The organism is Aliivibrio friggae (assembly GCF_057368515.1).
Genome location: NZ_CM170649.1, coordinates 843,597 through 856,837 on the forward strand (window position 1 = coordinate 843,597; position 13,241 = coordinate 856,837).

Consider the following 13,241-nt stretch of genomic DNA (forward strand, 5'->3'; position numbering starts at 1 on the left):
CGTCTATCTTGAATATAACAAATTTGTTATGGCTAATTTAAATGCCGTCCTTTCTAATGCTTGGTCATCTTAGGCGGTAAGATGGTGTCTACTAACTTTTCTAGCCAGTTAAATTTTTCTGAGTTCATGTACTTAGTATTGTAAATTAATGCGATTTTCATCTCATGGCGCTTTAGTTTGTCTTCCACTTCAATAAGAGCGTATTTTTTAGGATCAAGTACATCCATTAAGCTCTGTGGAGCAATAAACAGCATGTTTGAGTTTTCAAGCGCTTTCAAAATGGGATTGACTTGCTGAGAACGGAATTCAGGTTGATTAGTAATATCTCTATCTGAATATTGAGGCGCTAACATGGTTTTAAAGTTAAATTCAGGAACGATTAATCCGGCAAGGGGATAATTAAAGATTTCTTGAAGGTCGATAGTCTTATTTGCCATCGGATGATTAATATTACAGATACCAGCATAAGTAAATAAACCGACCGGTACTTGTCGTAACTCTTTGGAGACATCAATAGGATAATAGTTAAGAGCAAAATCGAGCTCGCCGTTAATTAAATCATCCGCAGTGGTTTGAGTAAAACTATGCAGTTCAATGCTGATATTAGGCGCATCTTTTTTAATTGCTTGGCAGATCTGATATCCATGAGTTTCAATTACAAATCCATTCATTGCGATCTTAATTTTCCCTGTTAGCTGCTTGGGCGAGAAGCTGTCGTTCTTTAGAGTTCCTTCAAGCGCTTCGAAGATCTTAGGTAAACTGATCGCCAATTCTTCAGCTTTTTGTGTGAGTTTCAATCCGCGAGACTGCCGGATAAATAGAGGATCATCAAATTCTTCTCGGATCTTGGCTAGAGTGCGACTTACCGCAGGCTGGCTAGTGTTAAGTCGCTCTGCTGCTTTATTGGTGTTTTTTTCTTGCAGTAGCACTAAGAGAGTTTTAAGTAGATTAAGATCAAATTTGGCTAAATCCATTTTATGCCCTTATTGATAGCTATCGATTAACTATAAACTAACGTCATTCATTAGAAATATCAAATCTGTTATATCAGAAATACGTGTATGCCATTGGTAAAACGATTAAATTTGATTATTTTATCAACAAATAGTTTAGATGTGCCATTTTAAGGAATAAGAGGGCTTTTAAATCTAAGGATAAATAGAATAACGACAATAGGTGTTCCAATGCAGATACATCCTACAAGTTTAGAGTTTGAAAACCTCCCTAGTGTTTATGCACTTCTCGATTCCATTGTATTTATGTGGTTTATCATTTTAGTTACGGTTGGCATTATTTCATGGGTAGCGGCGAAGGTTTGGCACATTCATTCCATTCCAAAGCATTTGGCGAAAGAAAAGGGATTAGCACAGGCCAAATTGATTTTTTGGATGTGTATTTTAGGCTTAGTTTGGAAGCCATTATGGGTACTGGCTGTACTAGCTATAGTAACCGATTGGGATAAAGTTCAAACGTGGTTTAAAGGGGCGCAATCATGAAAGAGATAATGTTGCCGTACATTTTAATCGTGTGGTTATTGTTTAAATTTAATGTATTAAAGCGAACCGCAGGGAATTACTTTATTACAACTTTTGTTGGTGTAATTTTAGCGCTAGCACTATTTTTTGGACATCGATTCTATTCGCCTGCGGATTTAACTAATTCTACGACAGTTAAAGCTCCTCATGCTGTTCTGTCTCCATCAGTTGGCCAACATATTGATGAGATCTACATTGAACATAACCAACATGTTAAAAAAGGCGATGTACTTTATCTACTAAAAGATGACAAAATTACTTCTGCGATAATCGAGGTTGAGTCAGCTCAATTGGAAGTAGAAAAAAGTATTGAAGCAAAAAAGGTCGCTTTACAACAAGCAGAGCGTAATCACCTGAGAAACTTAGGTATGAAAGAACATGTGTCAGTACGTGATACCGAGGAATCACAGGACTTAGTTGAAATGCTAATCGCTGAAATTCATGTTTTAGAAGCAAAAGATTTAGGCTTAAAAGCGCAGTTAACCAATCTAAATTTTGAATTGGACCGCTTAACTATTACCGCACCCTTTGATGGCATGGTGACACATATTTTTATTGCTGATGGCTCTCGTATTGGTTCACTTCACTTGTGGGATACGAGTAAAAAGTTTGTTGAAATGCGTATACCAGATCAATCGTATAAAAATATTAAGCCGGGGCAATTTAGTGAGTTTTTTGTTAGTGCTTACCCAGGTGAGATTTTTAGATCAAAAGTGCATAGCGTAGTAAAAGCAACAGGTGAAGCTCAAGGCAGTTTATTACCTCAAGAGCAGTCAGTATCGAGTCATATTCAACGAGGATCTGCGCCAGTTGGTCGAACGGTTATTCTTGAAATAGATCAAGATACGATGGATATGCTACCGATTGGAGCGACAGGTTCGGCATGGATCAGTGCTGAGAAGCCACATTCAATCTTAGGCTTTATGGATATTATTGGTGGAGCGACGGTTCGTTTAAGTGCAGCTAAATCTTATTTACAAGCTTTGTAGTTCTACAATATAGATCAATACAATGTTAAAAAAGGTGAGTTAATTTCAGTAAGTGAAGTTAGCTCGCTTTTTATGTATGTACTGATTAACTAAGTGATCTTTTTACGCTAATCTGCCGTAATATTAAAAAGATAAAGTTAAGGGAGCTAACGATGATAAAGCGTATAACTAAAATAGGTTTCATAGGAACAGTATTAATGATATTAAGCGGCTGCTTAGGGATGCCAAAGGGCGTTGAACCCGTATCAGGCTTTGAATTAAATCGCTATTTAGGCAAATGGTATGAAGTGGCACGGTTAAATCATTCTTTTGAAGAAGGGTTGAGTAAAGTCAGCGCCGAGTACAGTATTAATGAAGATGGAAGCGTTAAGGTCATTAACCGAGGCTATTCAAAAGAAAATCAAGAATGGAATGAAGCAGAAGGGAAAGCTAAGTTCATTGATGCAGAAGATCAAGGTTATCTTAAAGTCTCGTTCTTTGGTCCTTTCTACGGCTCATACGTGGTGTTTGAATTAGATAAAGAAAATTATCAATATGCATTTGTATCAGGCCCTGATCTTGATTATTTATGGCTACTATCTCGAACAAAAGAAGTTGACCAAGAAGTGATTGAGCACTTTGTATCAACGGCTCAATCACTCGGTTTTAAAACAAATGAACTTATCTTTGTTGAGCAATAATTAAATGTCGCGTTAGTTAACGGATATTCTTGGGATCTAAGGGATATCCCTGTCTATTAACTAGCGCGCTAACTTATGGTGTGCTCGTGAAAAATGCCCCGCACAAAATGCACCTACAATAGATAACTCTCCTGCTAAACATAAGGCAGCACATACTTCAGCTAACGCTTGTGATTTTCCTGCACCGTGCAGTCCCATCAATTCTAAACAGGCTTTTTGACTTGGTAATCCAGTTCCACCGCCAACCGTACCCAGCATTAAGTTTGGTAAGGTTACACTTGCGTATAAATCGCCATTTTTATCCACTTCAATTCGTGTCATGCCAATAGCAGATTCGGCCACACACGCAGCATCTTGACCACACGCAATATAAAGGGCAGCAAGGGCGTTAGCGTAATGAGCATTAATACCTATGGTGCCACTTAGTGTTGCGCCAACCGTACTCATCTGAGTAAATTGCATCATTTTTTCAGGTGTCGTGTGGAGATACTTTTTAACTAATTCGGCAGGAATATGCGCCTCAGCGGTGACTTTTTTACCACGAACACTGCGCAAAGTTTGGCTGCTTGCTTTTTTATCTCCTGATAAGTTGCCATCTAAATAGGCATTTTCTGGAGTAATTGGAGAGTGCTCCATGATGTAACTAAACACGGCATTGGTAGCGATGGTGACCATATTTTGTCCAGAAGCATCACCAGTTAAAAACTCAAAGACCAGATAAACATGATTGCCTTCAATACTTATATTAATGTCGCTGAGTTTACCGTGTGAAGTTGTCGCTTCTGCTAATTGTTTAAAGGTGTCGTATTGGGTAACGGCCCATGCCACAAATTGTCCAGCTTCAGCTAAACCAAAAAATGCAAAAGCAGGAGTACGAGTAACCCCTTCGTTTAATAGCATGGCACTTGCGCCACCACTTGCTGTTAGCAGTTGTGCCCCGCGATTATAAGAGGCCACTAAAGCTGCTTCTGTGGTTGCAAGAGGTACTAAGTAATCATCATTGGCAAATAATCCATTCACACGTAATGGGCCAGCAAGACCAACGGGTAATTTCACCGTGCCAATAAAATGCTCGATATTTTTCTCGTACACATGGCTTTGGGCTTGAGTGTGCGGATCGAGTAATTCTGATTGCAGCTCAGGCTTTGCTAGCTTATCCCAACGGCGAGTAAGGTTCTTTTCTGTAAGATAAGGGCTAGGGGTGATTCTATTGGTTGGTCTTTCAAAATGAGGGTTGAGCGATTGCTCTAATTTATCTGCGGAGATATCGCCTCCTAAGATTGATACATAGTCACGACGGTGCAGATTCAGTTTTGGCATAGGAACATATTAATTACAGCAAATGTTAAGAGTGATTTTACTGAGTAATGAGAGAGAAACAAGAGATAGATATAAACGGTTACAGTTTGCTTATATTTTAGGGGCTTGTTAGGGCTAAGAGATGCAGATAAAACAACATTATAAAGATCACATTTATCGACAAGTTTTTTTGATTATCACGATAAATATTCATTATTGGACTACCTTTTAATAATGTTAGTTAATGCCGTCAACACTTCGCTAGATTGCGATGTTTGTTGGGTTATGCCTCGATATTCCAACGAGGTATTTTCTGTTGATGGCCCTATTGTGTGAGGTCTCTAGATTTGGAACATTCGGTTAATTTGGAACGCATCCGTGCTGAGTATAATGTAAAGCATTGGAGCCAAGGTTTTTACGGTATTGATGATAATGGTGAAGTGTATGTTTCACCACGTAGTGAATCAGATCATCAAGTCCCATTAAGTCATATTGTGAATCAATTAGAGCAGCGAAATATTGGATTGCCTGCTTTGGTTCGTTTTCCTCAAATCGTACATCAGCGTGTACATAATATTTGTAACGCATTTAACCAAGCGATTGAAGAATACCAATATGAAAACCATTATCTTCTTGTTTACCCTATTAAAGTAAACCAACAAAAAGAAGTGGTTGATGAAATTCTTGCAAGTCAGGCGCAATTAGAGCAAAAGCAATTAGGCTTAGAAGCGGGCAGTAAGCCTGAGCTATTGGCCGTATTAGCATTAGCTCAAAAAGCGAGTTCAGTGATTGTATGTAATGGTTATAAAGATCGTGAATACGTTCGCTTAGCGCTGATTGGTGAGAAACTTGGCCACAGTGTTTTTATCGTTCTAGAAAAATTATCAGAATTAGATTTAGTTCTATCTGAAGCAAAGGCATTAGGTGTTAAACCTCGCCTTGGTTTGCGTATTCGTCTGGCCTCTCAAGGTGCAGGTAAATGGCAAGCAAGTGGTGGTGAAAAATCGAAATTTGGCCTGTCTGCCTCTCAAGTATTGACGGTAATTAATCGTCTAAAAGCAGAAGATCAGTTAGATATTTTAGAGCTTGTGCATTTTCACCTTGGATCACAAATGGCGAACATTCGTGATGTGCGAAATGGTGTAAGTGAAGCGGCACGATTCTATTGCGAATTACGTGATATTGGCGCAAAACTTAAATACCTAGATGTGGGTGGTGGTTTGGCGGTGGATTACGATGGTACTCGTAGTCAATCATCTAATTCTATGAACTACGGTTTGGCGGAATACGCACGTAATATCGTGATGACCATTGGTGATATTTGTCAGCTTTACTCACAACCAATGCCAGTGATTATTTCTGAATCTGGACGTTCGTTAACCGCGCATCACGCCGTGTTAATTACCAATGTTATTGGTACAGAAAGCTACACGCCAGAAGCAATAGAAGCGCCTTGTGGTGATGATCCTTTGTTATTACACAATATGTGGCGTAACCTAGAACAGTTAGAAAATGGCGGCGATGATCGCGCATTAATTGAGATTTATAACGATACTCAATGTGACGTAGCAGAAGCGCATAATCAGTTTGCAACAGGCATGATTAACCTTCAGCATCGTGCATGGGCAGAGCAAATATCACTACGTATTAACTATGAGTTAAGCGTAAAAATGAGTACAAAGAACCGCTACCACCGTCCAATCTTGGATGAGTTAAGTGAGCGTTTAGCGGATAAATTCTTTGTGAACTTCTCTCTGTTCCAATCATTACCAGATGCATGGGGCATTGATCAGGTATTCCCTGTGATGCCATTAAGTGGTCTTGATAATGCGGATGAACATCGCGCAGTGGTATTGGATATAACGTGTGACTCAGACGGTACGATTGACCAATACGTTGATGGCCAAGGTATTGAAACCACACTGCCAGTACCAGCTTGGAACCCTGATGAGCCTTATTTGATGGGCTTCTTCTTAGTGGGTGCATACCAAGAGATCTTGGGTGATATGCATAACCTATTTGGTGATACCCACAGCGTTGTTGTAAATGTGGATGAAAATGGTGAAGCGAATATTGATTACATCAATGAAGGCGATACCGTTGAAGATATGATGCGTTATGTGCATATCGATGTAGATTTGATCCGTCAAAACTACAAAGACATGGTAACAGCGAAAGTAGCAAAAGAAGAACAACAAAGCGTGCTTGAAGAGTTAGAGCAGGGCTTGATGGGTTACACCTATTTGGAAGATTTTTAATGAACGATTTATTCACCAAAAAAGATTATTCATTGTACTCAAATGCAATGACATTTATGCGTCGTCCATTGGTGCAAAACCCAATTGATAACGATGCAGATATCGTTGTTCTAGGTGCACCATTAGATATGGCTACCTCTGGACGTCCTGGTGCGCGTTTAGGCCCTGATGCGATCCGTCGTGCGTCAGTAAATCTTGCGTGGGAAGGTAAAAAATTCCCATGGGACTTTAATGTATTTGATCATACAAAAGTCATTGATTCTGGCGATTTAGTGTTTGATACCGGTGATGCAGAAGACTTCACTGTACGTCTAGAAGCTGCGGCTGATGCTATACTAGATAGTGGTAAAACGCTGTTAGGTTTAGGCGGCGATCACTTTATCACGCTTCCATTACTTCGTTCTTACGCGAAAAAATACGGTGAAATGGCATTGATCCATTTTGATGCTCACACTGATACTTATAGCCATGGCAGCCGTTACGATCACGGTACCATGTTCTATCACGCACCAAACGAAGGGTTAATTTCACCAGAGCATTCTGTTCAGATTGGTATTCGTACTGAGTATGACCAAAAAGATCATGGCTTTAATGTGATCAATGCGATGCAAGCGAATGACATGAGTGTTGATGCAATTATCGAACAAGTAAAAGGTATTGTTGGCGACAAACCAGTCTACCTAACGTTTGATATTGATTGTCTTGATCCTGCGTTTGCTCCGGGTACAGGAACCCCTGTGTGTGGTGGCTTGAACTCAGATAAGATCTTAAAAATCATCCGTGGTTTGCAAGGTATCAACATGGTTGGTATGGATGTGGTAGAAGTATCACCTGCGTATGACCAAAGTGATATCACAGCATTAGCAGGCGCGACGATAGCTCTTGAATTATTATATGTTTGGACGGCGAATCGTTTAAACAAATAAGAACTATAAGCTTTGAGTAAAAATAAACCCGTTGAATGAGAGTTCAACGGGTTTATGCTTTTCAGGATTTAAAGCAGCGATATTGTGATACTTGTGCTTTCTTGTTTATCGCTTGCATAACCGCGTTAGGGTTTACTTTATATAGGCGATTTAAAGAGGTCGTTGTTTTTAATTCTGTTTGTAAATATGAACTATAATCTTTAAAGCTATTCATATTTTCTGAGCCATAGTTGTTTTGGCAAGATTGAACCCAATTAACGTAGTTCGTAAAAAATTTCGATGCCTCTTTGGTTGGCATTGCTGTCATCAAATACGCCATATCTCGGTTGGTTTGAAAGTGCTGAAAATCTATTGGTGTATCCCAATAGCCACCCCAATAGATGAATCCATTTTTAGCAAAAAGATTAATGACCTCTTCTGCAAATCCCTTTCTATCTTCCTTACCTAAGCGTTGTAACATTCGGTTTGAATATTCGTGGCCTTTTAGCGGTTTGAATGTTGCGGTTCCCCAAGAGGTAAATTCAACGAACGGATTTTGCAGGGGATTGATATCAATAGCAACGCCATAAGCATGCAAAGAAACCGATGATTTCCCCGCAATCGGTCGGTAGTTAAATGCTGAGGTGTTATTGGCATCCATTGATTTAATATCGTTACCAGCGTAATACTCGATGGGTTTTGCTTGGGCAATAGGGAAACCTTGTTGATAAAGCTCATCAAAAATACGTTCAACATGAGGCGCCACTGCATCTAATACAATCAACTTACCTGACGTAGTTTTTCCATTAAAGGTGTAATGCTGAAAGGTCACATTACGCAAACGGTCACATTGCACTGGGGCTTTAGTGGACATAACACTTTTACCAATCATGGCTTGGCATTGTGATGAACTAAGTGGAGTCACGTTAGCCCAAAGCGAAGTGGAAAAAGCGGTGACAATAACCGCGCTTATTATAGGAATGATTTTCATTTTTAGGGTACCTAACCATGTACTGATGAATTACTTTATGTATTGATAATAAATGTATAGCAGGACTATGACAGTATTTATTTAGCGATGTAGAGTAAATATCACACCATTAATTAAGGTGATACTGCTTCAAAGTTACTTTTGTCTAATTTTAAGAAAGGATAAGAGGAGAGTGGTGGACATAAACAAACACTAGGGATAGAATTTTGATGTTTTACTGAGTGTCTATAGACAAAAGTAATCATTCTTGTATTTATGCCATTGATGGCTTTTAGAAAATCAGGGAAAGATACCTATCTGGATAAGTTTTAGTATTAAGGGTTATCCAGATGAGTATCCGATTCTTGTCGATATAGACGTAGGAGTAGAGAGTCATAATGTCGAACAAATTCAAAACAGCCATAGCCAAGTTTCGTGCTTTTCCGCGTCGAATTCGTTGGAGTACTTATGCGATAAGTAGCTACCTTTTTTACGCAGCATTGCTTGGTTTACTCGTTCCTTATATTGCTAAACAGCAGATCCCAGAGCAAGTGTCTAAGTTGATCGAGCGACCAGTGACATTGACGGATATTTCGATTAATCCATTTACCCTTCAGTTTGACGTTCATCAGTTTGCTATTTTAGAAGAATCGGCGCCTTTTGTTAGCTTTGAAGATGCTCGTATTCAAGTTAACTTTTGGGAGTCTATTTTCAATGCCGCAATTTCAGTTGAATATATCTCATTAGATAAGCCTTACATTAATATTGAACGTTTGAATAATAGTGACACGTTAGCTTTTAATTTTAGCGATATTTTAGATGCAGTTGCTCGTAATACTGTAACAAGTGAGGCTCCAGAACCTAACGTTGATGAGACTACTGATCGACATGCTCCGCTATTCCCTGTTCTAATTAAACAAACTGCATTGGCTCAAGGTAATGTGCGCTTTTTTGATGGTGTGACAGCAACAGAATTAGCGTATCCAGACATTAATGTCACGTTAGGTGCGTTTTCTACCCAAAGCTTATTCACAGATGCAGAGAAAAAGAATGACTACCATTTACAAATTACCGATGCAGATTCTGGCAAGGTAGAGCTTAAAGGCCAAGTGCAATTAAAACCGCTAGAAGTTGTTGGTGATATTAAGATTCAACACATTCAGTTACCACGTTTATGGGGCTTTATTGAAAAAGACATTATTGCCAAGTTAACCTCGGGTAATGTAAATTTTTCATCAAACTATCATTTGGCTCAAACCATCGGTGACACCGAGAGTGGTGATACGATGAGCATTACTACTGATAAGGGCATGTTCTCTGTTAATGATTTGAATTTTAATGCTGAGGGCAAATCGATTGTCTCTTTGCCTGATTTTTCAGTCAATGGTATTGCGACGAATGTAGAGAAGCAAACCGTTAACATTGATTCTGTTACCTCTCATGGTTTAAATGTATCAGCAAAGGTTGATGATAAAGGGGCAGATCTTGTTAGATTATTCACTCCTAAATTTATTACAGAAGCAGAAAATAAAGCGGAACCTGTAGAAAAAGAGCCAAAATCAACTATTGATGCACCTTCATGGTTAGTGACACTTGATGGTGTAGAAATTAAAGACTATCAGTTAAACGTCGAAGAGAAAGTCGTTACCAAAAAAGCCAACCAATGGCAGATCTCCCCAATTAACTTAACGACAAGTCAGATTGTAAGTGATTTATCTAAACCGATAGATTTTGATTTCTTCACGTCGGTTAATAGTAAAGGTGACATTAGCGTTAAAGGCCAAGCTGATGCCAAACAACAAGCCGTATTAGCTGATATTGATGTGAAATCACTGAAGTTAGCGCAATTCCAACCTTATTTAGCAACCGCTGTAAATGCGACACTAACCAAAGGGGAAGTGAGTACGCAAGCTAAGTTAGACGCAAATGCAAAAGGTAAATTTGAGGTTAGCGGTGGCGTTCAAGTAAACCACCTTTCAATTCGTGATAATAAGTTAAGAAAACCGTTTGTAAAATGGCGTTCATTGGCGGTCAATAAGTTTGATTTTGATTTACAAAAAAACAAATTAGCAGTCGATACGCTAAGTTTAAGTCAACCTTATGCGCGAGTGGTGATCAATGAAGATCGTACAACTAATATCGGTGATTTGATTGTCGCTCAATCAAGCACTAAAAAGAAAAAGGCAGCATCCGTAAAAGCGAAGAGTAAGAAAGAGAAGCCGTTTGCATTAAGTGTTCGAAAAATAGCGTTTAACAATGGTTCAGCGTTCTTTGCTGATAACTCACTCACGCCGAATTTCTCTTCAGGTATTGAGCAATTAAAAGGCAATATCGGTCATGTATCGAGTATTCCAGGAACGAAAGCAACGGTTGATATCAGCGGTAATATTGAAAAATACGCACCGGTAAAAGTGAAGGGCGAAATAAACCCATTACTTAAACAGCCTTACTTGGATCTTGATGTCATATTCCAAAGTGTAGAGCTAACAACGGTAAACCCTTACTCAGGTACGTACGCAGGCCATTACATTGATAAAGGCCAATTAACATTAGCGCTTAACTATAAATTAGAAAATAACCAATTAAAGGGTGAAAATCACGTTATTATCGACCAACTACAGCTAGGTAAAGCCAGTGATAGTGATATCGCGACCTCACTGCCATTAGAGTTGGCTATCGCTTTACTGCAAGATAATAATGGAGTAATTGACTTAGGGGTTGAAGTCTCTGGTGATGTCAACGATCCAGAATTCAGCCTTGGTGCGGTGATTTGGAGTACGATTTCAAACATTATAACTAAAGCAGTAACTGCGCCATTCTCGTTTATTGCAGGCCTTGCGGACTCAGATGAAGAATTAAATGTGATCGCGTTTGATTTTGGTACGAATACGTTAACGACGGAAGAGCAAGAGAAGTTAAAAACACTGGGTTCTGCACTAGAAACTCGTCCGAAATTAAAGCTAACCGTTGATGGAGCAGTAAATGCACCAGAAGACAGTAAAGCGTTAGCTCTTGCGCAATTTAATGAGAAACTTGCCGAGAGCGCGCAAATGAGCGTTGCCGAATTTCCTGCGAATTTAAGTGCGAGTACGATGCCAACTTCTGGGAAATTATCTGATGGATTACAAAAGCTTTATAAAGCCGAATTTGGTGAAAAAGCGAGTAAAGTAGAAGATAAAATTGAAGATGAGCAAGATGAAAAGGGTGTAGAGCTAACCGATGAAGAGTTAGATCAGCGCTGGCATATTGCGTTGTATAATTTAGTGCTTAATAAGCAAGAAATCGCAAAAGGTGAATTAGGTCAACTGGCGCAACAACGTGCTCAAGCAGTAAAAGCCTATTTGGTTGATATCGTTAAAGTTGATGCATCTCGTGTATTTTTACTTGATAGCCGATTCGATATTGAGCAAGACACGAGTAGCGTATTACTAACACTTGAAGCTAAGTAACCTCAAGCTCAATAGTTACTGGGATTGATTCAGTGAGATAGAAAAATGGCGACCAAATAAATCTGGTCGCCATTTTTATTTGTTATTTAGATTCTTTTTTAGAACGGCATTGGGTACTTTTTAAAGACTAGATTAATATCTGAAATAGCTTCGTCACTTAATGGTTTTGAAAAAGCGTCAATGTCTTCTTTCAATTGCTCTAGAGACGTTGCGCCAATAATAGTTGATGTCACTCCATCCACTTGGTCACACCATGCTAATGCAAGCTGACAAGGTGTATAACCGTGTTTTTCTGCCACTTGCATATACGCTCGTACCGCTTCATTTGCAGCTGGCGTATCTCGGAAAATACCATTACGTTGTGAGAACGTCCAACGGCTGCCTTCTGGCATTTTCCCATCTAAATATTTACCACTTAACATACCACCGGCTAACGGTGACCACGGTAAATATGCAACATTTTCATGGATACAATTTTCAATTAAATAAGGCCAATCTTTAGCGTGTAATAAGCTGAATTCATTTTGAATTGATACCATTCTTGGTAAATCGTATTTAGCACTTAGTTTAAGGTAAGTGTTAATACCCCAAGGCGTGTCGTCTGATAACCCGATATGACGGATCTTACCTGCTTTAACACATTCATTTAATGCTTGTAAGATCTCAAGCATATCGGCTTCTTCTTTCTTCGCATCAAAATCACTGAACTTGAACTGATTAGGAAAATGCTTACCAAAATGTGGAGAAGTACGGTTTGGCCAGTGCAATTGGTACAGATCAATATAATCCGTTTGTAGACGAGCAAGTGATGCATCTACCGCAGCAATGACGGCTTCACCTGTAATCGGTGCACCTTCACGAACCCAAGGTAAGCCGGGACCTGCGATTTTAGAGGCTAAGATAATCTCTTTACGTCGTTCTGGATTTTCAGCTAACCAATTACCAATAATGGTTTCTGTTTTTCCGTAGGTATCAGGCGAGGGTGGCACTGCATACATCTCAGCAGTATCAATGAAATTAATACCTTGGCTAAGTGCATAGTCAATTTGTTGATTGGCATCTTCTTGATTGTTTTGCTTTCCCCATGTCATGCTGCCTAAGCAGATACGAGAGACAGAGAGATTGCTGCTACCAAGTGTTGAGTATTCCATTTGAG

General features: G+C 39.2%; 10 protein-coding genes. 6 read left to right on the forward strand and 4 right to left on the reverse strand.

Features of this window, described 5'->3' with window-relative positions:
- Positions 1-53: 53 nt before the first annotated feature.
- Positions 54-974 (reverse strand): LysR family transcriptional regulator, encoded by a 921-nt coding sequence (locus tag AC2INI_RS17245; protein ID WP_486305828.1) that lies wholly within the window; start codon positions 972-974, stop codon positions 54-56.
- 210 nt (positions 975-1,184) lie between these two features.
- On the opposite strand from AC2INI_RS17245, the gene AC2INI_RS17250 reads away from it, so the two are divergent.
- From AC2INI_RS17250 to AC2INI_RS17260, 3 genes are all read left to right on the forward strand, one after another.
- Positions 1,185-1,496: an Mg2+ and Co2+ transporter gene (locus AC2INI_RS17250; RefSeq protein ID WP_122032640.1), complete on the forward strand. Its 312-nt coding sequence runs from the start codon at positions 1,185-1,187 to the stop codon at positions 1,494-1,496.
- Complete coding sequence (locus AC2INI_RS17255) at positions 1,493-2,524, forward strand: HlyD family secretion protein (protein WP_122032641.1); 1,032 nt, start codon at positions 1,493-1,495, stop codon at positions 2,522-2,524. Before AC2INI_RS17250 ends, AC2INI_RS17255 begins: the two co-directional genes overlap by 4 nt.
- 152 nt (positions 2,525-2,676) lie before the next feature.
- The gene (locus tag AC2INI_RS17260; RefSeq protein ID WP_486305829.1) at positions 2,677-3,204 is read left to right on the forward strand and encodes a lipocalin family protein; all 528 of its coding nucleotides are present in this window, start codon (positions 2,677-2,679) and stop codon (positions 3,202-3,204) included.
- 60 nt (positions 3,205-3,264) lie between these two features.
- Here AC2INI_RS17260 and AC2INI_RS17265 read toward each other — a convergent pair whose 3' ends face one another.
- Positions 3,265-4,524 (reverse strand): hydroxymethylglutaryl-CoA reductase, encoded by a 1,260-nt coding sequence (locus AC2INI_RS17265; RefSeq protein ID WP_122032643.1) that lies wholly within the window; start codon positions 4,522-4,524, stop codon positions 3,265-3,267.
- Positions 4,525-4,868: 344 nt separating this feature from the next.
- On the opposite strand from AC2INI_RS17265, the gene speA reads away from it, so the two are divergent.
- Complete coding sequence (speA, locus tag AC2INI_RS17270) at positions 4,869-6,761, forward strand: arginine decarboxylase (protein ID WP_371413427.1); 1,893 nt, start codon at positions 4,869-4,871, stop codon at positions 6,759-6,761.
- Positions 6,761-7,687, forward strand: coding sequence for an agmatinase (speB, locus tag AC2INI_RS17275; protein ID WP_274443020.1), 927 nt, complete (start codon positions 6,761-6,763; stop codon positions 7,685-7,687). The genes speA and speB overlap by 1 nt, the downstream gene beginning before the upstream one ends.
- A 61-nt stretch (positions 7,688-7,748) precedes the next feature.
- Here speB and AC2INI_RS17280 read toward each other — a convergent pair whose 3' ends face one another.
- Positions 7,749-8,657: a M15 family metallopeptidase gene (locus AC2INI_RS17280; RefSeq protein ID WP_486305830.1), complete on the reverse strand. Its 909-nt coding sequence runs from the start codon at positions 8,655-8,657 to the stop codon at positions 7,749-7,751.
- Between the two features lie 377 nt (positions 8,658-9,034).
- Here AC2INI_RS17280 and AC2INI_RS17285 point away from each other — a divergent pair, with 377 nt between their 5' ends.
- Positions 9,035-12,085 (forward strand): DUF748 domain-containing protein, encoded by a 3,051-nt coding sequence (locus tag AC2INI_RS17285; protein ID WP_486305831.1) that lies wholly within the window; start codon positions 9,035-9,037, stop codon positions 12,083-12,085.
- A 98-nt stretch (positions 12,086-12,183) separates the two neighbouring features.
- On the opposite strand, the gene AC2INI_RS17290 is transcribed toward AC2INI_RS17285, so the two are convergent.
- The gene (locus AC2INI_RS17290) at positions 12,184-13,236 is read right to left on the reverse strand and encodes an aldo/keto reductase (RefSeq protein WP_486305832.1); all 1,053 of its coding nucleotides are present in this window, start codon (positions 13,234-13,236) and stop codon (positions 12,184-12,186) included.
- Positions 13,237-13,241 lie beyond the last annotated feature (5 nt).